At 44.8% G+C, this 22,939-nt stretch carries 15 protein-coding genes and 1 tRNA gene; 10 read left to right on the top strand and 6 right to left on the bottom strand.

What is annotated here, in order from left to right; translation table 11 throughout:
* Positions 1 to 171: 171 nt before the first annotated feature.
* Positions 172 to 2,979 carry a substrate-binding domain-containing protein gene (locus KUA48_RS11270; protein WP_218432557.1) on the bottom strand — a complete coding sequence of 936 codons (2,808 nt, stop codon included), beginning with the start codon at positions 2,977 to 2,979 and terminating at the stop codon, positions 172 to 174.
* 341 nt (positions 2,980 to 3,320) lie between these two features.
* Positions 3,321 to 3,394: transfer RNA gene (locus KUA48_RS11265), tRNA-Met, on the bottom strand.
* 260 nt (positions 3,395 to 3,654) lie between these two features.
* Between KUA48_RS11265 and KUA48_RS11260 the strand changes: the two genes are divergently transcribed.
* The 9 genes from KUA48_RS11260 (at position 3,655) to KUA48_RS11220 (ending at position 13,817) form a co-directional block, all read left to right on the top strand.
* A complete protein-coding gene (locus KUA48_RS11260; protein ID WP_218432556.1) occupies positions 3,655 to 5,553 on the top strand; it encodes an LptF/LptG family permease in 1,899 nt (632 codons plus the stop codon).
* A 28-nt stretch (positions 5,554 to 5,581) separates the two neighbouring features.
* Entirely contained in the window at positions 5,582 to 6,793 is a 1,212-nt protein-coding gene (locus tag KUA48_RS11255) for a bifunctional 3,4-dihydroxy-2-butanone-4-phosphate synthase/GTP cyclohydrolase II (RefSeq protein ID WP_006849147.1), read from the top strand.
* A gap of 112 nt (positions 6,794 to 6,905) precedes the next feature.
* A complete protein-coding gene (locus tag KUA48_RS11250) occupies positions 6,906 to 8,099 on the top strand; it encodes a pyridoxal phosphate-dependent aminotransferase (protein WP_006849146.1) in 1,194 nt (397 codons plus the stop codon).
* A 255-nt stretch (positions 8,100 to 8,354) separates the two neighbouring features.
* Positions 8,355 to 9,191, top strand: coding sequence for a MotA/TolQ/ExbB proton channel family protein (locus KUA48_RS11245; protein ID WP_006849145.1), 837 nt, complete (start codon positions 8,355 to 8,357; stop codon positions 9,189 to 9,191).
* A gap of 30 nt (positions 9,192 to 9,221) precedes the next feature.
* Positions 9,222 to 9,866, top strand: a complete 645-nt coding sequence (locus tag KUA48_RS11240; protein WP_218432555.1) for a biopolymer transporter ExbD — start codon at positions 9,222 to 9,224, stop codon at positions 9,864 to 9,866.
* Complete coding sequence (locus KUA48_RS11235; protein ID WP_022120093.1) at positions 9,867 to 10,514, top strand: biopolymer transporter ExbD; 648 nt, start codon at positions 9,867 to 9,869, stop codon at positions 10,512 to 10,514. It abuts the gene before it with no gap.
* Between the two features lie 33 nt (positions 10,515 to 10,547).
* Positions 10,548 to 11,396, top strand: a complete 849-nt coding sequence (locus tag KUA48_RS11230) for an energy transducer TonB (protein ID WP_118079376.1) — start codon at positions 10,548 to 10,550, stop codon at positions 11,394 to 11,396.
* Between the two features lie 4 nt (positions 11,397 to 11,400).
* Positions 11,401 to 12,366: a PstS family phosphate ABC transporter substrate-binding protein gene (locus KUA48_RS11225; RefSeq protein ID WP_119228802.1), complete on the top strand. Its 966-nt coding sequence runs from the start codon at positions 11,401 to 11,403 to the stop codon at positions 12,364 to 12,366.
* A gap of 29 nt (positions 12,367 to 12,395) precedes the next feature.
* Positions 12,396 to 13,817 carry a lipopolysaccharide assembly protein LapB gene (locus tag KUA48_RS11220; RefSeq protein WP_218432554.1) on the top strand — a complete coding sequence of 474 codons (1,422 nt, stop codon included), beginning with the start codon at positions 12,396 to 12,398 and terminating at the stop codon, positions 13,815 to 13,817.
* Between the two features lie 199 nt (positions 13,818 to 14,016).
* Here KUA48_RS11220 and KUA48_RS11215 read toward each other — a convergent pair whose 3' ends face one another.
* On the bottom strand, positions 14,017 to 14,184 hold the full coding sequence (locus tag KUA48_RS11215) for a 4Fe-4S binding protein (protein ID WP_022120089.1): 168 nt from the start codon (positions 14,182 to 14,184) through the stop codon (positions 14,017 to 14,019).
* A 223-nt stretch (positions 14,185 to 14,407) separates the two neighbouring features.
* On the opposite strand from KUA48_RS11215, the gene KUA48_RS11210 reads away from it, so the two are divergent.
* Complete coding sequence (locus tag KUA48_RS11210; RefSeq protein ID WP_218432546.1) at positions 14,408 to 15,154, top strand: porin family protein; 747 nt, start codon at positions 14,408 to 14,410, stop codon at positions 15,152 to 15,154.
* A gap of 82 nt (positions 15,155 to 15,236) precedes the next feature.
* On the opposite strand, the gene KUA48_RS11205 is transcribed toward KUA48_RS11210, so the two are convergent.
* The 3 genes from KUA48_RS11205 to KUA48_RS11195 form a co-directional block, all read right to left on the bottom strand.
* Positions 15,237 to 17,375 carry a family 43 glycosylhydrolase gene (locus tag KUA48_RS11205; RefSeq protein ID WP_218432544.1) on the bottom strand — a complete coding sequence of 713 codons (2,139 nt, stop codon included), beginning with the start codon at positions 17,373 to 17,375 and terminating at the stop codon, positions 15,237 to 15,239.
* A gap of 118 nt (positions 17,376 to 17,493) precedes the next feature.
* Positions 17,494 to 19,914, bottom strand: coding sequence for a glycoside hydrolase N-terminal domain-containing protein (locus KUA48_RS11200; protein WP_218432542.1), 2,421 nt, complete (start codon positions 19,912 to 19,914; stop codon positions 17,494 to 17,496).
* The gene (locus KUA48_RS11195) at positions 19,914 to 22,856 is read right to left on the bottom strand and encodes a family 43 glycosylhydrolase (RefSeq protein WP_218432540.1); all 2,943 of its coding nucleotides are present in this window, start codon (positions 22,854 to 22,856) and stop codon (positions 19,914 to 19,916) included. The genes KUA48_RS11200 and KUA48_RS11195 overlap by 1 nt, the downstream gene beginning before the upstream one ends.
* Positions 22,857 to 22,939: the final 83 nt, after the last annotated feature.

The following is a 22,939-nucleotide window of genomic DNA, read 5'->3' as shown; positions in this document are numbered from 1 at the left end:
TTTATAAACTTCTAAATTCTGGTGCAAAGATAGTAAGTTTCAGCGAAACCCAGCTGTAATTATCGTTCAAATAGTGACAAAAATGATACAATGTACCTTTTATGCTAGGAAATGAACGATTTTTATCCATATATTCACAGATTTTACACTTCAGGTATAGCGTATTTCTCTCTATTTCATCACATTACCTACATCACCAGGTAACATTCCATACTCTTCCTTGAAACATTTTGTGAAGTAAGACGGCGCAGAGAAGCCCACTTCATAGGCTACTTCAGAGACACTCATGCTACGGGTTTCGAGCAAACGCCTAGCCTTGGCAAGGCGAGCCTTACGGAGTAAGTCAACAACAGAAGAGCCTGTCATCGCCTTCACCTTGCGATAGAGCTGCACACGGCTTAAGCCAATCTGCTGTCCCATATCCTCAACTCCAAACTCGCTATCAGAAATATTCTTCTGAATAATGGCTTGAAGCTGCTTGAGGAACTGCTTGTCACGATCTTCCAGATGAGCCTCAGAAATCTCCTTCTCAGCCTCTTTAGTCCCCTGATAAAGATTCTTCAGGAGCTGACGCTGTCGCAAGAGATTCTCGATACGGGCGAGAAGCACCTTGCTGTGGAATGGTTTGGTAATATAGGAATCTGCTCCATGCTCATAACCCTCTGCGCGATGCTCCTCCAGGTTCTTCGCAGTGAGCATAATAACAGGGATATGAGAGGTAGCCGTATTCGTCTTCAACTGTTCTGTCAACTCCAATCCGTCCATAACAGGCATCATCACATCGCAGATTACCAGGTCAGGCACCTCTTTCAAGGCGACAGCCAGCCCCTCTTTACCATCAGCAGCCTCAAGAACAACATACTCATCCTGCAAAAGTGTACGCTCATACTGACGGATATCGGTATTATCATCAATAACCAGAACAGTAGGACGATTGGTATTCTCGCTTACCAACCGCTGAACTTTTCCACGACTTCTGTCTCCATCGTCAATATATTGCAAAACAGATTCATCTATAACATTCTTACCAGTTGACGCAGAAGCATTTACAGAGTTATCCACAATATCCATATCATTGTGGACAACTTGTGAATCACCCTCCTGCTCACGAGGAATGACAACGATAAAATCAGAGCCCTTTCCCAGTTCACTTTCTACCCTAGCCTCACCATGATGCAACTCTACAAATGATTTCACCAGAGCCAGACCGATACCCGTACCGCTGGCAGCACCCTTGGCCTGGAAGAAGCGTTCAAAGATCTTATCAGCCTCATCCTGCGAGATACCCTTGCCCGTATCTTTCACATCAAGACGGAGATTGGCACCTTCATCTTTCAGCGAAACAAAGATTTCGCCACCAGCAGGCGTATATTTCAAGGCATTGCTCAACAGATTGAACACGATACGGGAAATCTTATCCTGATCGGCTATCATTTCATGGCTGCCTTTCAAGTCATCAACATCCAGATGCAGTCTGATCTGCTTGCGCTCGGCAGTAAGCTGGAAGTCGCCCACCCACATCGTCAAGGTCTTCACAATGTCGAAGCGATAGAGTTTCAGTTCCATCTTGCCATTCTGAATCTTACGGAAATCAAGAATGTTACTTACCAACTGTTGGAGAGCAAGGGCGTTACGCTGCACCATCTTCAAGAGTTCGCGGCTCTTGCCCTTGATGCCGGAATCTTCAAGCAGCATCTCTACCGGGTCGGCTATCAGGGTTAAAGGCGTGCGAAGTTCATGACTGATATTGGTAAAGAATACCAGACGGGAATGAGTGAGTTCCAAGACCTCCTCATTCAATCGTTTCAATTCTTCATTCTTTTCACCCAATTCTACATTCAGTCGCTTCAGTTCGCCATTTGTCTTAGCCAATGTTTCGTTCAGCCTCACCTTTATCAGATAACCTCTGAAAATTAAAGCCGCAGCTGCGAGGCAAACAAGCAGGAACAGACACAGACCTATGAGCATGACTTTCTGTGAATTATAATCAGACAGATACTGGTCTACCTGCTTATGCAAAGTCTTCAGATTGTGCGCCTGACGCTCGGCATCTCTAGCCTCCATCAATGTAAGGGCAGCATTTGCCTGGGTTATGATAGAAGTGCTCAGATAATTGTCGCGTTCATAAGGCTGATGCTTCAATATCTTCATGGCAAGCGCTATGACCTCGTCACCCTTGGTAGGATAAAGATAAGAGGCTTCGAAAATACCATCGCGCACAAGTTCCAAACCACCACCTTCGGTAGCCATGCCGTCTACTCCGGTATACTTATAGTTACGCTTTACCCTCATCTGGCGGGCAGCCACATAAGCTCCCCAGGCAAGACAGTCATTATGGGCAAAGACATAATCAAAGTCCTGTGTCTGTTTCAATATGCGTTTCATCGCCTGGATTCCACCCTCTTCTTTCCAGTTTCCTTCCTCCGAGGCTACAACCTGTAACCCCGGATAAGGCTTGATAGCATCCATAAAACCACGATGACGCTCCAAAGCAGGCGAAGAGCCCTCCAAACCACTGATTTCAACGATGCGGCCCTTTCCCTGAAGCTGCTGGGCGATAAAAGTTCCCATCGATTTACCTATAGTATAGTTATCGCAGCCGATAAATGCCGTATACTTATCAGAATTGGTCTTCCTGTCATAGAGAATCACAGGAATACCTTTATCGTAAGCACGCTCTACCGACTTGGATATAGCACTCAGCTGATTAGGAGATACGATAAGCAGATTTACGCCCTCATCGATAAACTGGTTAACTTGCTTATTCTGCAACACATTATCATCGTTGGAAGAAGCCAGTTTCACGATAAGCGAATCGTTGAGATACTCGCCCATCTTCAGTTCATCATTCAGTTTATCGCGCCAGACATCTTCCGAACACTGGGATACGCCAATGACAAACTTCCTAGGCTTCTGAGCACAACCGGTCAGCAACACGATGATCGCTACATATATAATAAGGTGTAATTTTCGTTTCATACAGCTTATACAATTTCTTTGTTTATAAAGAAGGGGCATTCAACAAATGCCTAAAAATAAAACTTTACCGCTGCAAATATACAACTTTTTTTTTGTATTTTAGCCCCATTGGTCAGTTTTTTACAAATATTTTATTCTGAAAACACCAAGAAAAACATAGGAAAATCTTTCATATTTATCTTTTCCACACCAGTTACCAACATGGAAAACATCTGATAGCCAACGAAATAACATAGTTATCAACACATATGTGGATAACTTATCTATAAGAAGTGAATAAGTGTGGAAAAGTTTAGAGCATAAAAAAGACATCAACTAAAAAGTTGATGTCTCTCATCTTGTAGCGGGAGGGGGCCACGATCCCTCGACCTCCGGATTATGAATCCGACGCTCTAACCAGCTGAGCTATCCCGCCATCCAAGCAATTGATTTCTCATTTGCGGGTGCAAAGGTAATACATTTATTTGAATTGAACAAATTTTTCGGCAGAAATTTTCAAAAAAAGTTTTATTTTCTCATTTTTCTCACATTCCAGCCCCACTTTCACCTAATTATATATATAAAAAAAACGAAAAATAAAGGTTTTCTTATTTTTTTATATTACCTTTGCACGCTGAATAACAGACCTGCTATTATTTTAAATAAAGAAAAGGTCTGAAACAACAGAATATTGAAATGCTTAGAATTAAGAAATTAGACATATTTATTGCCAAGCAGTTTGGTCTCCTTTTCATGGGAACTTTCTTCATCTGCCAGTTTGTGCTGATGATGCAGTTCTTATGGAGATATATTGATGAACTCATCGGCAAGGGACTCACGATGGACGTGATGGCTCAATTTTTCTGGTACATGGGTCTGATGCTCGTACCACAGGCCCTGCCTTTGGCTATTCTCCTGTCTTCACTCATGACGTTCGGCAATCTCGGCGAGAGTACGGAACTTACAGCCATCAAGGCTGCAGGCATTTCACTGATGCAAGCTTTCCGCTCACTCATCGTCATCACCATCATCATCATGTTTGGCTCATTCTATTTCCAGAACAATGTGGGACCTAAGTCGAACATGAAACTGGCACAACTTCTGATTTCCATGAAACAGAAAAGCCCGGAACTGGAAATTCCGGAAGGAATCTTCTATGATGGTATTCCAAACTGCAACCTTTATGTGCAGAAGAAGGATTTGAAAACCGGAAAACTTTACGGCATTATGATTTACCGCATGACCGACAGCTATGAAGATGCCGCAATCATATTGGCAGATTCTGGCATGCTCCAGAGTACAGCAGAAAAGAAGCATCTTGTTTTGAGCCTCTACAGTGGAGAATGGTTTGAGAACATGCAAAGCAGCGCACTTGCCAATACTGCTGCCGTACCATACAGACGAGAGACTTTCGTTTCCAAAAAAATCATTCTCGACTTTGATGGAGACTTCAGTATGACCGATGCAGCTTCGCTTTCAGGAAATGCGAAGGGTAAAAGTCTGGAAAAAATCAACCACGACATCGATTCGCTCAACCAATTATATGATTCAATCGGAAGAATCTACCTGAACGAAGCCAACGTGAGATTCTATGGAGGTGCACAGCGCATCAACAAGAAGGACTCTCTCATAGAAATCAAGAAGGGCGAAAAGCTCAATTTCGACACCTTATATAATAAGTTGCCACAGGACAAGAAACTCATGGCGGTAAACCAGGCACAGTCTGCCGTACAACAGGAGCTTTCTGACCTTGATTTCAAATCGATGTCAACGAGCGATGCAGACTACATGATAAGACAGCACAAGATTGAGGCTATCAACAAGTTCACTCTAGCCCTTTCGTGTCTCATATTCTTCTTTATCGGAGCGCCATTAGGAGCCATCATCCGAAAAGGAGGACTGGGTTTCCCTGTCGTCATCTCCGTACTTGTGTTCATCGTCTTCTTTATCCTCGACAATACAGGATACAGAATGTCAAGAAGCGGAATGTGGGCCATCTGGTTCGGTAAAGGTCTTGCACCGGCAGTATTGACGCCTTTGGCTATCTTCGTAACCTACAAGGCAACCAATGACTCTTCCGTATTCAATATGGATGTTTACAAAGAGTTCTTCATGAAACTGCTCGGTTTACGACAGAAACGCCATTACTTCGGCAAGGAAGTCATCATCACCGACCCGGACTATCAGGCGGATGCAGAGAAACTGGAAAGAATCAACCAAGACATCACCTTATATAATAAGGAACACAAACTGGTTCATCTTCCAAACGTCATCAATGTATTCTTCAAATACGAGCCTGATCATGAGATAGAAAGAATCAATGCAGAATTGGAAGAGGTAATAGAAGATTTGACCAACACCGCCAACAAGTATATCCTGCACGACATGAACCAATATCCGGTTCTTTCTGTCAAGGCACATACACGCCCATTCGAGCGGAAATGGCTCAACATCATTGCAGCCATCATTTTCCCAGTGGGCACACTGCTGTACTTGAGAATGTGGCGATTCCGACTGCGCTTGTTCCGTGACCTCAAGGTCATCAGCCAGACCAATACGGACATCATCCAGCGGATTAGAGAACAGAAAAAGTAAAATGTAACTATATAATAAGGTATCAAACATGTCAGAAATCAAATTAAATAGCATCGAAGATGCAGTAAAAGACTTCAAGGAAGGAAAGTTCGTCATTGTTGTTGATGACGAAGACCGCGAAAACGAAGGCGACCTCATCATTGCCGCAGAGAAGATAGACGCAGAAAAAGTAAACTTCATGCTGAAACACGCAAGAGGTGTACTCTGTGCCCCTATCACCCTGAGCCGCTGCGATGAGCTCGACTTGCCTCATCAGGTTTCAGAGAACACCTCAGTATTGGGTACACCATTCACCATAACAGTAGATAAACTGGAAGGCTGCTCTACCGGTGTTTCTGCACACGACCGTGCCGAAACCATCAAAGCACTTGCTGACCCGAATTCTACCCCACAGACTTTCGGCAGACCGGGTCACATCAATCCGCTCTACGCACAAGATAACGGAGTATTAAGAAGAAGCGGACACACAGAAGCAGCCATCGATCTTTGTAAAATGGCAGGCCTCTATCCAGCAGGCGCACTTATGGAAATCATGAATGAAGACGGCACCATGGCACGCCTGCCTGAACTGATGAAGATGGCAAAAGAATGGAACCTCAAGGTTATTTCTATTAAAGACATGATAGAATACCGGCTCAAGAAAGAATCACTCATCGAAGTGGGCGAAGAGGTTGACATGCCTACAGAATACGGCCACTTCCGCCTCATTCCATTCCGTCAGTCTAGCAATGGTCTAGAACACATGGCACTCATCAAGGGAGAATGGAAAGAAGACGAGCCTATCCTGGTCCGTGTTCACTCTTCTTGTGCTACTGGCGACATTCTGGGCAGCAAGCGTTGTGACTGCGGTCAGCAGCTCCACAAGGCCATGCAGATGATAGACGAGGCAGGAAAGGGAGTTGTTGTCTACATGCAGCAGGAAGGACGCGGCATCGGTCTGATGAACAAGATTGCAGCCTACAAGCTTCAGGAAGAAGGCTACGATACCGTTGACGCCAATACCCATCTCGGTTTCAAGCCAGACGAGCGCGACTATGGTTGCGGTGCACAGATGCTCCGTCATCTCGGTGTACACAAAATGCGTCTGCTCACCAACAATCCGGTAAAGCGCGTAGGTCTCGAAGCATACGGTTTGGAAATCGTAGAAAATGTACCTATCGAAGTTGTACCAAACAAGTACAATGAGCGTTATCTCAAGACCAAGAGAGACCGCATGGGGCACACTTTGCACCTCGGATAATAAAATTATGTTATTATTTCAATACAAAACATGAAATAATGCTCAATTTTCTTCCGAAAAAGAAATAATTTGCTTACTTTTGCACACGATAAACAAATATAAGAATAAAATTATGGCACAATTATCTGATCGTTTAAACAGATTGGCACCTTCAGCAACGCTGGCGATGTCACAGAAGAGTAGTGAAATGAAAGCTCAAGGTATTGATGTAATCAACATGAGCGTAGGTGAACCAGACTTCAACACTCCTGACAATATTAAACAGGCAGCAAAGAAGGCTATTGACGAGAACTATTCCCGTTATTCACCAGTACCAGGTTATCCTGACTTGCGAAAAGCAATTGTAGCCAAATTAAAGAACGAGAATGGTTTGGAGTACACTACCAATGAAGTAATCGTTGGTACTGGTGGTAAGCAGTGCGTCTGCAACGCTGTATTGGCACTCGTAAATCCAGGCGACGAGGTTATCATTCCTGCACCATATTGGGTAAGCTACCCACAGATGGTGAAATTGGCAGGAGGTACTCCGGTCATTGTGAATGCCGGTTTCGACCAGGACTTTAAGATGACAGCAGAGCAGTTGGAGAATGCCATCACAGAAAAGACCAAGATGCTCATTCTCTGTTCTCCAAGCAACCCTACCGGTAGCGTATACTCTAAGGAAGAATTGGCTGCACTGGCAGAAGTTCTCAAGAAGCATCCTGAAGTATTTGTGTTGGCAGATGAAATCTACGAACACATCAATTATATCGGCAAGCACCACAGCATTGCTCAGGAACCGGGCATGAAGGAACAGGTTATCATTGCCAATGGTGTATCTAAGGCTTACGCCATGACAGGATGGAGAATCGGCTTCCTGGCTGGTCCGGAATGGATCATCAAGGGCTGCAACAAGCTCCAGGGACAGTATACCAGCGGGACATGTTCTGTAAGCCAGAAAGCAGCAGAAGCTGCCTACACACTCGACCAGAGTGCAGTAGAGGAAATGCGCGTAGCTTTCGAGCGCCGACGCAACCTGATTGTAAAGTTGGCTAAAGAGGTTCCAGGTCTTGAGGTAAACATGCCACAGGGCGCCTTCTATCTCTTCCCTAAGTGCAACAGCTACTTTGGCAAGAGTAACGGTGAAAAGACCATCAACAACTCAACCGATTTTGCCATGTACCTTCTCGAAGAGGCACATGTAGCCACCGTAGGTGGTGACGCATTCGGTGATCCAGACTGTTTCCGCATGAGCTATGCAACAAGCGACGAGAACATCGTTGAAGCTATCAAGCGCATCAAGGAAGCTTTGGGCAAATTGAAATAAAAATGGCTTAAACACCATTTTCAAGGGTCAAAATGTAAGAAAAATGCGAGATATTGGTATAAAATAAGCCAATATCTCGTTAAAACTTCTTAATTAGGCTGATAGTAAACTTTAATTTATTATCTTTGCCAATGCAAAATAGATAACCCAACTGTGTTTATTGACAAACGACACATTCAAGGTCTACGAAGCGAGAAAGAAAAAAAAAGAAAATATTAATAATTTATTAACTAATAATTTAAAAAAAGTAAAATTATGGCAACTACAAAACAAGCAGCCCCAGCTAAGAAGTCTGAGGGCTTTCAGGGAGTAAGAGGCGCATTCTGGATCATCGTGGTATGTGCTATCATCGCATTCACATTGTTCTTCACATGGTTCGGAAATGACATGCACTTCCAGGATCCAGGTGTACAGGATCACCCAGCAGACATTTGGGGTACTATCTACAAAGGTGGTGTAATCGTACCAGTTATCCACACATTGTTGCTCACAGTGTTGGCAATGACTATCGAGCGTTGGTTGGCTCTTAAGACCGCTACAGGTACAGGTGCTCTTCCTAAGTTCGTTGCAAACATCAAGGCAGCTTTGAACGCAAATGATTTCGCTAAGGCTGAGCAGCTCTGCAACAAGCAGCGCGGTACAGTAGCTAACGTTGTTATGGCTTCTTTGAACGCTTACAAGTCTATGGAGTCTGGTGCTAACGCATCTTTGAAGAAGGCTCAGAAGGTAGCTAAGATTCAGCAGGCTCACGAGGAGGCAACTCAGTTGGAGATGCCAACTTTGACAATGAACTTGCCTATCATCGCTACAATCGTAACACTTGGTACTTTGACAGGTCTTCTCGGTACTGTAACCGGTATGATCAAGTCATTCCAGGCCATGGGTGAAGGTGGTGGCGCTGACTCAGCAGCACTTTCTGTAGGTATTTCTGAGGCGTTGATCAACACCGCATTCGGTATCTTGACATCATGGTGTGCCGTTGTATCTTACAACACATTCACCAACAAGGTAGATAAGTTGACATACGCACTCGACGAGGTAGGTTACTCAATTGCTCAGACATACGAAGCTAACCACGCAGAAGAGGCTTAATTTTTGCTAACCCTTTAAAATTTTATCGCTATGGGTAAAGTAAAAATTAAGAAGAGTGACATCTGGATCGACATGACGCCTATGTCAGACGTTATGACCCTGCTGCTTACCTTCTTCATGCTCACCTCTACTTTCGTAAAGAATGAGCCAGTTAAGGTAAATACACCAGGTTCTGTGTCTGAGATTAAAGTGCCAGAGAACGGTGTCTTGACCATCTTGGTTAGTCCTGAAAAGGACAAGGCTGGTAATCCTACCGGCGAGGGCCAAGTATTTATGAGTATTGATAATACTGATCAGTTGGGAGCTACACTGAGCACAATGACAGGTACATTCGGCGTGTCATTGAACCCAAAACAGATTGAGACATTCAAGAGCGAAGGTATGTTCGGCGTACCTATGAGCGACTTGAGTACTTATCTGACAATGAACGCTTCTAAGCGTCCACAGTATCTCCAGACTAAAGGTATTCCTCTCGACAGTATTAAGGGCGGTATGAGCGAGTTCCAGCAGTGGGTTGACGCAGCTCGTAACGCAAACGAAGACATCAAGATTGCCCTGAAGGCAGATGCTTCTACACCTTACAAGACCGTTAAGAGAGTGATGAACGAACTCCAGGATATGGACGAGAGTCATTACTATATGATTACACAGTTAAAACAACAGGGGGACGAATAAATGGCAAAGAAAGAAAGCAAACAAAAGAAAATGAATGTCCGCGTAGACTTTACGCCTATGGTGGATATGCTCATGCTGCTTATCACGTTCTTCATGCTGTGTACATCTTTGAGCAAACCTCAGACTATGGAGCTGACTATGCCAAGTAATGATGACAACCAACCAGAGGACAAGAAGAACGAAGCTAAAGCTTCTGAGACTGTGACACTCTACGTTACAGCAGACAACAAGATTTATTATGGTGCAGGTATTCCTAAGTACGATGACCCATCATGGATCAAGGAGACTACATGGGGCAGCCAGGGCATCCGTAAGGTCTTGAGAGAGCACGCTACAGAAAACGGCACACGCCCTGTAGAAAGAATCGCACTTGCTGTCAAGGAGTTGAACATGGACCGTCAGAAGAATCCTAAGCAGTATCCTGATAGCATCTATCAGAAGAAGTTGAGCGATTTGAAGGCTGGTAACTTGAAGGACGGAAAGATTCCTACTCTTACCATCGTCATCAAGCCTACCGACAACGCTTCTTACAAGAATATGGTTGACGCTCTCGACGAAATGCAGATTTCAAACATTGGTACTTACGTCATCGATAAGATTAACGCAGACGACGAGAAACTTCTCAAGTCTAGAAACGTTAAGATGTAAGATGAGTAACAAACAATTTTAAACAAGAAAGAAATGGCAAAAATAGATCTTTACGATCCTAAATGGGTCGATATGGTTTTCGCCGGAAAGAACAAGGAGTATGGTGCATACCAGCTCCGTAAGGGTACTTCTGGTCGAAACATCAAGGCTCTTCTGATCTTGGTCATTGCTGCAGCTCTCGTGGGTGGATTCTTGGCTTGGAAAGTCATCGAACAGAAACAGGCCGAAGAACAGCAGGCATATATGGAAGCTATGGAGTTGGCTAAACTCCAGCAGCAGGCTAAGAAGGAAGAAAAGAAGAAGGAGCCAGTGAAGCCAAAGATTGAACCAAAGAAGGAGATACCTGTGGCTCGCGAAACTCAGAAGTTTACCGCACCTGTCATTAAGAAGGATGAACTCGTAAAAGAGGAAAACCAGGTTAAGCAGATGGATAAACTGGATGAAAAAGTTGCAGTCGGTACTGAAAACAAGGAAGGTGTGAAGGACCGTACAATTGAAGCTGTAAGAAGTGAGATTGCAGTAGCAGCCCCACCTCCACCACCAGCTCCAAAACCTGAAGTTTCAACTAAGGTCTTCGATGTTGTAGAGGAGATGCCTTCATTCCCTGGTGGACAAGGCGCCCTGATGTCTTACCTTGCAAGCAACATCAAGTATCCAGTAGTTGCACAGGAGAATGGTGTACAGGGTCGTGTTATCGTATCATTCGTGGTAGAGCGTGATGGTTCTATCTCTGATGTTAGGGTAGCTCGTTCAGTTGACCCTTCACTTGACCGTGAAGCACAGCGTGTCGTTAAGAGCATGCCTAGGTGGAAACCAGGTAAGCAAAACGGTTCTGCTGTACGTGTTAAATATACTGTACCAGTTGTATTTAGATTGCAGTAATAGAATGAAAAAAACATCTTATATTTTTTTAGGTATAGGATTAACAGTACTATCAATGGCTTTCTTCTCGTCATGTGGCGAGAAGAAAGCCAAAGATGGTAGAACTGATACTCCTACTTCAGGCACAATTGAATTTGTGGCTGACGAGAGTTTGAGTCCTATCATTGACGAAGAAAGAAGTCAGTTTGAGTATGAGTTCCCGAAAGCTAAACTCAAGCCGAAGTATACAGATGAAGTCACCGGACTTCAGATGATTAAAGATTTCAAAACAGCGCTCTTGTTCACTACACGTAATTTGAAAGATAGTGAAATCGCCTACTTGAAGTCTAAAAGCAATGTAATTCCTTCTGTTTTCCCTATCGGTTACGATGGATTGGCATTTATTGTAAACAAGCAAAACAATGATACTTGTATTACGGTAAAAGATATCAAACGTATCCTTACAGGTAAGGCAACAAAATGGAGTGATATTGTGAAAGGTTCTAAGAGAGGCGACATCGAAGTTATTTTCGATAATACCCGCTCAGCAACAACCAATTATGTAGTAGACTCTGTACTGCACGGAGCTAAAATGGGTGCAAAAATCATGGCCGCAAAAACTAGTAAAGAGGTTATCGACTATGTGGATCAGAACCCAGGCTCAATCGGTGTAATTGGATCTAACTGGCTCAACGACCGCCGTGATTCAACCAACACTACATTTAAGAAGAATATTCATGTCATGCGAGTATCTATCAAAGATGTGGCAACACCATATAACAGCTGGCAACCATATCAGGCATACTTGCTGGATGGAAGATATCCGTTCGTCAGAACATTATATGCTATTGTAGTTGACCCTCACAAGGCATTGCCTTGGAGCTTCGCAAACTACATTTCAGGCCCAAGAGGTCAGCTCATACTGTTCAAAACCGGATTACTTCCATACAGAGGTGACATCACTATAAAGACCGTTAATGTAAAACGCTAAGAAAGAGACGCATATAAAAAAGTAGAATTATGAAAGCAATTAAATATTTAGTAGCAGGTTTGCTCGTCATGGGTTTGGCAACACCTGCAATGGCACAGGATGTCAACTATAAGGACATGCTGAAGCCTATAGAGACAACATTGAAGGCTGGTAACGCTGATCCTAAGGCTTTTGCCAAGGAAATCAAGGAATACCAGAAGGAGTTCAAAAAGGATCCTAAGGCATTGGTTGCTTTGGGTAACCTTCTTGCAATGAACAAGAACTATGATCAGGCTAACGCTGTTGCTGATGCTGTCATCGCTAAGTTCAAGAACTATGGTGACGCCTACATTCTGAAAGGCGACATCTATGCAATGCAGGACAATGGTGGTGAGGCTGCTACATGGTATGGTCAGTGTATGACAATGGATCCTAAGAATCCTCAGGGATATATCAGCTATTCTAACGTTTACCGTAAAATTGACCCACAGGCTAGTGCGGAAGCTTTGAACAAGCTGAGAGAAATCAACCCTAACTACCCTATCGAGGCAGAAGCTGGTCACAACTTCTTCAGCGCTGGCAACTTCGAGAAGGCTTATGAGTATTTCTCAAAGGCTAAGCCAAACACACTTGAAGAGCATACTCAGTTCGAATATGCTTTCACTGCTTATATCGTTGGAAAGAAGGAAGAAAGTTTGAGCCTTTGCGAAAGTGGTATCCAGAAGTTCCCTAAGGATGCAGCTATGCAGGTTTTGGCTATGCGCGCTGCTGTTGACGTAAAGAACTTTGAATCTGCTCTCAAGCATGCAAACATCGTAATGAACACCGATTCTATCAAGAAGAATGCTAGTATCATTTCTTATTACGGTTTGGCTTTGGCTGGCAACAAACAGTATAATGAGGCTATTGCTCAGTACCAGAAGGCATTGGAGATGAAGGCAGACGATCCTAAGCCATTGCAGTACATCTCTGAGGCATACAAGGAGTTGGGCGATGAAGACAAGGCTTTGGAGTACAACCAGCAGTACATGGATAAGAATCCAAATGCAGCTCCTACTGACTTCATGAAGCTTGCTGAAATCTATGTTAACAAGGCTAAGAAAGATCCAGCTAAGAAGATTGAGAACATCGACAAGGCCATCGGCGTATACGCTAAGTTATCTGAGAAGTATCCTACATTGAAGACATTTGCAAAGCTTCAGGAGGGAAACACAGCTTTCCAGAATGAGTTGGATGACAAGGCTATTGCTGCTTATACAGAAGTAATCAATGAGCTGGAAGCAAAGCAGTGTGATGAAGATGAGCTCAGCTACCTGAAGACATCTTACCAGTATATGGGTTTCATCTATACCTACGACAAGCAGGACTTCAACACAGCTAAGCCATATTGGGATAAGCTTCTGAAGCTTGATCCACAGAACAAGTTGGCTAACGATGCTTACGAGAAGGCTGGTCTCAAGCCAGGTGAATAAGCATAACATTAACTACAACATATTGGGGATTGCATCAGTTATTGATGCAATCCCCTTTTCGTTTCTATGATATATACTGGAAGCAAATAAAAGGATATAACGATAAAACAAAATCTTTAAACAATAGAAAAAGAAAAGAGCGATTCCAAAGGAACCGCTCTCAATGTTTTATGTAACTAAAAGTATCTATCCTTATAAATTAAGGAAGACTGATTGCCTCGTTAGGGCAAACATCAGCACAAGTACCACACTCTGTGCAGAGGTCTGGGTTGATTGAATACTTATCGCCCTCAGAGATTGCACCTGATGGACACTCATCAATACATGTACCGCAAGCGATACAATCGTCACCAATTACGTATGCCATAATTATTAATGTTTAAATGTTTATAATGTTTTTGTATAATATGCTTTTAATTTATCTTACTTCATAACATCAGGTATATTACCTAATAATTATGGTGCAAAGATAATAATAATTTCTGAAATACCTACAATTAGGTATAAGAATTTTCAAGAATTAGATTAATTTATACATAATCGAAATAAAACGGAAAGCAATATGAAGAGGAATATTCCGTTATAAATATATGAAACAGAAACTATTGACATTCATCATTAGCCTTGCCATCACAATCCAGGCTGGCGCACAGGAAAGAACGGTAGAAAACCGTCCTTATACCGATTTGCGCCCATTCCACTTCGGTGTATTAGTAGGCACCCACTTCCAGGATATAGAATTCCAGAATGCAGGACTGGTGACTTATCTTGATGCTGACGGCATTGAGCAGCAAAGCTGTGTAACAGTAGACCAGGACAGATGGGATACTGGATTTACAGTAGGTGTACTAGGAGAATTCCGCCTCAACACCCACTTCCAGCTACGCATAGCACCAGCCATGTATTTCGGTACCCGACATCTCTCCTTCTACAACATGCTGGAAAAAGATGGAGCCGGTAATCCAATCCAACAGAAACAGGAGATGAAGACGGCTTACATTTCCAGTGCCCTCGACCTGATATTTGCAGCACAGAGATTCAACAATCACCGCCCATACATCATGGCAGGAATCAACCCGATGATGAATCTGAACAGCAAGAACGAAGATTATATCAAACTGAAGAAAACAGATCTGTTCCTAGAACTGGGATTGGGGTGTGATTTCTATCTGCCTTATTTCAAACTTCGCCCAGAACTGAAGTTTATGTATGGAATAACAGATACATACGATAAAAATCACATCAAAAATATAAAAGACAAGAGTACACTTCCATATACTCTATCAGCTAAGTCAGCACATAGCAAGATGATAGCTCTTACATTCTATTTCGAATAATCGAACAATATCACATAAGAAAAAGAGGCAGACTCCCCACAGCGAGAGTCTGCCTCTTCTAATTTATAAAGAATAGATATCTTTACTCAACAACTTCCCATGTAAAAACACAGCCGTTCTTCATGCCGGCATCAGCACCTTGGTAATCTGCAGAATAAGGACTTCCATCTATAGGATTCTTACCCACATAACGCTGAGTCTTCAGAGAAAGCAGCATGCAGCGGTTATAAAGCATATCCTGCCATACAAACTCCTCTGCCTTGGAAGAGTCGGAAGTCAGACGAACATCACCAGATAAACCAGCACCAGCAATATAAACATATCGTCCGTCAGCCGTCTTCAAAGCAATCTTTCCCTTACCTCTATCCTCCACAACAAACTTCACCTGAGTTCTCATGTCCTTTCGGTTACTAGAACTATGCATCAACCCATGTCCGGTAGCATCCATTAAACTTCCATCAGCGAGATTAGAGAATCTTATGGTCTTGCCTATAGGCAGATTGGCAGTTCTGTCTGCCAACGGCTCCTCCACCTTGAAATCATCAAAATCAGCCACACCGCCATTCAATTCCTTCTTGTTGAAAGCATAAAGTGCCACACGTACACCCTGGAAGGTCTTCAACTGATAAGGTGAAAGCATCTGCTCACCGATATTCTCCCAGTTCTTACCATCCAGAGAATAGGAATATTGCAACTGGCTCTTATCGTAATCACCCCAAAGTCGCAACCATACTACCTTACTTTTAGCCAACGGCTTCCAAACTTCCTTGTTGGTATTCTGATCATAACATCTCAAGTTCAACCCCTTATCCGTCTTGACAACGCCCAATGAAGCGTATGGCGCATTGATGGCACCCAAACCAGCCTCATCACCTACCTTCAAGCGGGATGCATCCAACTTTACAGATGTATAAGAAACAGGTCCGATGGCACGCTGCGTCAATGTATTCTTTGCCCAAAGCAGTTGCTTGGCAGGCATGGAATGCAAACGGAGCCAACCTTTTCGCTCCTTATTCAGCGACCACATCTTGTCATTCGGATTATGATTCCATTGCCAAACCGGTTTAAAAGTTTTACCCGAGAAATCATCACATCTGTCGTATGGAGCCTGTGGTGTCTTTACCATATCATTCGGTTTGAACCAGGTACGAGGAGAGCGCCCCAGGTTCTTCTCCAATCCGAAGTAAGGCCAGCCGTCAACCCAAGTGATAGGGGACAGGCACACCGTTCTTCCCACGGCATTGAAGTCCTGCATCGAAACGCCCCACCATTTTCCGTCAGGAGCCTGCACGATGCCACCCTGATGAATGGTAGCACATCCCAGGTTCAGACCATTAGGCTTGTTGTTTTGGAAACTGAAACCATCTTCCGGCAAAGGCCGACCGATTCCCATGTTACCTACGCTCCATCCAGCAGCATAACCATACGATTCACGCTCGCTAATTACGCAGGTTTCATAAGGTCCCCAGATACTCTTACTTCGGGCACACTGCATACGGCCCATCGGTGAATAATCTGCAGAGAGGATATAGTACATATCATTGATTTTATAAACATGATGTCCCTCACCCATCGCATTGCCTTCCGGAATCACCACCTTGCTGCTGCCCTCTACCGGGCCACTCAAATCAGGCTTTAACTCCGTAACGGTCACGTTGCCATACTTGTGCACGGCATAAATCTTGCCATCCTCATCAAAGAGCACAGAGAGGTCGTAGATATCGCCATTAACTTTATGATGCGTCCAAGGACCCTTGGCACTGTCCGAGATATACACCTGCAATCCATGTCCGTTGATATTAGAGAAGATATAGAACTTTCCGTTGTGATAGCGGATGGCAGGTGCCCAGATACCCTGTCCGTAAGCTTCCTTGCCATTGCGGAGATTAAAATCATCAGAATCATCAAAGCGGTCGAAGCAATAGGAAGAGAACTCCCAATTTACGAGATCCTTGGAATGGAGAACCACCAGTCCCGGCACACTGTGCATCGTGGTACCCGCCAGATAGTAATCCTCCCCTACTCTGATAATATCAGGGTCAGAAAACTCATCATAAAACAAAGGGTTTGTAAAGGTACCATTACCATTATCTGCCGACCAAGATTTCCCATTCAAAGTCTGTGTCAGAACATTCTTGGCTACAGATTTTTTCTGCGCCGCAGCTCCCAAAGAAGCGCTCAAAAAAGCGATGCAACAGGTTGCAAATAATAATTTCTTCATTCTCATTTATAGGTCTAAAAGATTATTATAAAAAATATTGCCACAAAAGTACGAATAATTATCCAACCAGAGGTGGACAAAATGATACTTTTATGGCAACAAATGTAATTTTAGGACATTATTTAATCAGATAAGTCTTTCCTGGTTCTGTTTCCAAGTCATATTCATATACGTCAGGAATAGGAACCTTCACTCCTTCTGCTATCCGATGCTGTTCCACTACAGATTTCACTTCTGCAGATGCAAAAAGGATATTGGGACATGTTCCTTCTGCCTTCTTCAGCTTTTTCGCCTTCAGCGGTACGTATGAACGGAGACGCAGGATGCCTCCGATGGTGGAACGAATCTTCGCCTTCATCAGTCTGCCATTCTTCCAGTCCATATCCACCACAAAGCCGCCACGGGCGCGAAGTCCCTTTACGCTTCCTTCTTTCCAGGCATCAGGCAAGGCTGGCAAGAGATGCACGGCTCCATCATGACTCTGCAGGAGCATTTCGGCGATACCGGCTGTTACTCCGAAGTTGCCGTCAATCTGGAATGGCGGATGGGCATCGAAGAGATTCGGATAGGTTCTGCCATCAGGATATTCCTTTGCCTGCGCATCAGATGGCAACAGACGAAGCATATTGCTGATGATTCTGAAAGCATGATTGCCATCGAGCATACGTGCCCAGAAGTTCGTTTTCCAACCCAGACTCCAGCCCGTAGCCTGGTCGCCACGATGCTTCAGAGTGGTGGCAGCAGCATGGAACAGTTCCGGATGAGAGAAAGGAGAAATCTGATTGGATGGATACAATCCATAGAGATGCGAGATATGGCGATGTTCATTCTTCGGATCATCCGCATCCACAAGCCACTCCTGCAACTGTCCGTACTTTCCTATCTGCATCGGCGGAATCTGCGAAACCAGCTGCTGCATCTCCTTGCGCTCAGCCTCATCAACACCCAATATTTCAGAAGCCTTCACGGCACTGGTCAAGGCATCGAAGGCTATCTGGTTATCCATCGTGCAACCAGCCGTTACGGCAGTTTTCTTTCCTTTAGGTCCCTGTTCCGGACTCACCGACGGCACGGTTACTTTCCATTCTGTGCCTGGCAACTTCTGCATATAGTCGAGATAGAACTCAGCAGCACCCTTTATCACCGGATACCACTGCTTGAGGAAAGCCTTGTCGCCCGTATAGAGATAATGCTGCCAGAGATGGGTAGTGAGCCAGGCTCCGCCATTCGGAAACATGCCCCACTGCGCACCATCCACCGGACCTGCTATGCGCCAGATATCGGTGTTATGGTGTGCCATCCAACCACGACAACCATACATTTCCCTAGCCGTCTGTGCTCCCGTTACGCTCAAATCCTTAATCAGCGAATACAGAGGTTCCGTGGTGTTACCGAGATTCGTTACCTCGGCAGGCCAGTAGTTCATCTCCGTATTGATGTTGATGGTATATTTACTGTCCCAAGGTGCATTTTTGCTGTCGTTCCAAACGCCCTGCAGGTTTGCCGCCTGTCCACCAGGCTGGGAAGAGGAGATGAGCAGATAGCGACCATAGTTATACATCAGCGCCACCATCGCCATATCCTTGCTGCCCGCAAATTTCTCCAGGCGCTGGTTGGTAGGCAACGAAGCATTGATATCGGTTGGCAAAATCAGAGAAGAAGTAGCGAACTGCTTCTGGTAAGCCTCCACATGACGTTTCTCCAACTGTGCATAGCTCATTAGTTTCACCTTATTTATATAGTCAGCATTGCGCTGGGCTGCATTGCCCGACACATCGTGATAGTTCACAAAATTAGTGGCAGCACTCACGATGATGGTTGCCTCGGTGCCATCCGTCCTTACATCTGCCACACATTCGGCAGTGAGAGCCGCCTTGATGCCTTCCTGGTCTTGGGCCTTCACCTTCAGCATAACCCCTGAAGGCGTTTTCTGAGTCTGATGTTCAAAAGGCGAATCCAGGGTAACATCGATATTCAGGGCACCCTTTCTACTCGCCTTGATGTGGCAAACAATGACGCCATCAGCCAGCGAAGCAAAGGTAGTACGAGTATATCTTACGCCATCCATCACGAAAGAAGTCGTGGCAATCGCCCTCTTCAAGTCCAGGTCGCGCACAAACTGCCCAGCCTTTCCCTGATTCTTCATGCTGATGTGCAGATTTGCCATGGGCAGGAAGCGCATACCATGAGGACCAGGTATGAAGGTCTGGTTGATGAGAGCAGCCGCCTCCTCTTCCCTGCCATTGAAGATGAGTTCCCTCACCTTTGGCAGATTCTCCAGGGATTTCTTACTGTTGTTGTTATGGGGACCGCCACTCCAGAAAGTCTCCTCATTCAACTGGATATTCTCGTCCGTGGTTCCGCCATACACCATACCTCCCAGATGTGAGTTTCCGATAGGCAGAGCCTCCAGCCACTGCTGGGCAGGGGCGTTATACCAAAGTCGGGTACTATTATCAGATGCCTCCCTCTTCGCAGCCATCGACAACGGAAGAAAGAACGCCAAAGCCACAGTTCCCACTATTATCCTATTTCTCATTACTTTTCTACTTTATGATACTCAAAACTATCCACATCCACATAACCGCCAGCAGCCTTTGTGGCATAATTGTAGATGGCGATACGGGTTCCCATAAAGAGACGTCGATAATCATACTGCATCTTAAAATCCTTGATGGCAGGAATCCAGGTCTTTCCATCTATACTATATAATAAGGTGGCGAGATCCTGATGAAGACGGAAATCGCAACTCATCTTCAGATAGATGATGCTTGATTTCGTTGCCTTATCCTGCTTCAGATTCAAAGGCTGGCGATATACCTCCTCACGTTTTACACCGGTCACCGCCTTCTCCTTATCCGTCAGAGCCACACTCTCCTTGGTACCTACTACAAAGAGCTTCTTGCCTTCCTTCACGATAGAAAGCAGGGCTGCATCACCCTGGAAGGCAGACAGACCAGCCACATCGCCATCCTTCATCTTGCTCACATCCATCTTGATGATTCCCTCGCAGGTTGGTCCTTCGGTACGGGTACTGATGGTATTTGGAGCCAGGAAGATATTAGGAACGATACGGGATGTCTTCAGGCGGAGCCAGCCCTTGCGCTCTGTGAGCGACCAGGCATCATCCACCGGATTGTGGTTCCACTGCCACTGCAATTCCAGCTTGTCTTTAGAGAAGTCGTCGCTATACACGAGTCCCTTGCCGTCATAACCCAGTACAGGCTTCTGCATCTGGGCAGGAATATTGCCCTTCTCATCGGTCAGCATAGGCCATCCATCCTTCCAGGTACATGGCTCCAAAGTGAGAACTCTTCCTACACCACCACGATCTTGGAATACAATACCATACCAGTTGCCATCCTTATCATCTACAATCGTACCTTGTCCCACACCGTTGAATCCAGCAAACTCTGTCTCCAAAATCACCTTCTTTTCGTAAGGACCCGTTATCTTATCTGCACGATAGCACACTTCACGGCGCGGATGCCCCTTGGTCCATGAAATCATCAGGAGATAATACTTGCCATTATGCTTAATCATACGGGAACCTTCGAGCAAGCCTGTTTCATCAGCATCACGTTCAAAGAGTTTGCGGTGACTGCCTGGCACCACATCGGTTAAGTCTGCATTCAGCTGCACCATCTCTCCCGTGCCATAAACCACGTATGCCTTGTCGTCATCATCAAAGAATAGAGCGGCATCATGGAAATGCTGCAAACGGCTGTGGATGGTCCATTTACCCTCGATATCATCGGCGGTGCAGATATAAGTCTCTCCACCAGGACTGTCGTTAGGAGCAAAGAGCGCATAGAACTTGCCACGATGATGCTGCAAAGATGTAGCCCACTGACCACGACCATACACCGTACCCTCCTTCATGTCATACTTAGGCGAATCGGTGAGTTTAGGGAAAATATAGTTCACTGTTTCCCAGTTTACCAGATCCTTCGATTTCATGATAGGCGCACCCGGCATCAGATGCATGGTGGTGCTTACCATATAGAAGCTGTCGCCCACACGGATTACATCCACATCAGGCACATCAGCCCAAACCACAGGATTGGCGAAATTCTTTTCAAACTTCCACCAGTCGAAATTAAAGAGTTTGCTTCCCTTCAATCCCTTGAAAACGAAGTATATATCATGCTTTCCTGTCACTTTCTTCATCATTTGTGCCGAGAAAGTCTTCCACTTTTCCCAGCCACCAGTTTTGCTGACATCTATCTTTGCCACCAGTTCACCATCCTTTTTATCAAGATGAACCTCCAGTGAACCGCCGAGCGATGAGCACGCAGCAGAGATGGCAAATGCATCCGGACTCGCATTTCCGAAATCTACCTCGCGTACCTTGATATAATCATCATTGTGGATTTCTGAGATATAAACACCCGTATCATCGGTCTGCTCCGACTTCACACCCTTAGAGAAAGCGATGGTTTCAGCTTCCTGACGCTTGTAAGGATTGAGGGTTGCGATAGGAGCCACTCCTTCCTGGGTATGATGGATGATTGGGAAGGTGCCGTCGGCATTGTATTTGAATTCTTCCACGGCTACGCTGCGTCCGAATCCGCCACCCAGTTTACCCGTATGATAGAAGAAATAAGACTTGCCCTTGAAGTCGGTAACACCGCAATGATTGGTAAAGGAACCAGTATCTTCCAAAGGCATGATTTCTCCCTTGTATTTCCAAGGACCGAAAGGCTTCTTGCTCATGGAGTAAGCAATGTGCTCAGGCACTCCACCTGCTGCATAAATCATATAATAGTTCTTGCCACGCTTCATGAACCAAGGACCCTCTGTATAGCAATCTTTATATTTTCGGGTTGAATCGCGCTTCTCCACGTCAGGCGAACCAAATCCCTCCTCAGTCATCACGATTCTGCCCACTTCACGCTTTTCATCAACAGCTGCCTTAGCATCTATACCACCCTTGAAGCTGATCATATCTTCATTCAGTTTGGCATAGTAAAGATGTGGATTACCCCAATAGAGGTAAGCCTGACCATCCTCATCCATCCAAACCGTTGGATCGATATTATCCCAACTTCCATTATCAAAAAGCGGCTTTCCCAGCGCATCCTTGAACGGACCTGTAGGAGAATCTGCCACAGCTACACCAATAGCCATTCCGCCCGTCAGTTTAGAGTGCGCACAGATGTACCAGTAATACTTACCATTACGTTCGATGGTCTGTGCTGCCCAGGCACGGTCGTCTGCCCAGGAAAAAGAACTGAGGTCGAGCGGAGAACCATGGTCGGTCCAGTTTACCATATCAGTAGTGGAATACACACGCCATTCGTTCATCCAGAAGAAGTCAGCCTTATCTTCATCATGACCGGCATAGACATAAAGCCGGTCACCGACAGGAAGAGGAGCTGGGTCTGAAGTCAACTGTGTTTGCACGATAGGATTCTGCGCATTCATCGTTGCGCTCATACTCATGCACAAAGCCGAAGCAATCAAAAACTTATTGTTCATTGTTTGTCCAAAATTATTAGTTACTATTTTTGAGCGCAAAGGTAGCAATAAAACAGACATTTTACTTTGCTGTATGTTACAAA

Source organism: Segatella copri, from assembly GCF_019249795.2.
In the GTDB taxonomy this organism is placed as follows: Bacteria; Bacteroidota; Bacteroidia; order Bacteroidales; family Bacteroidaceae; genus Prevotella; species Prevotella copri_B.
The sequence above is the reverse complement of the archived record's forward strand: the minus strand, read 5'-3'. Positions and strand labels throughout refer to the sequence as shown.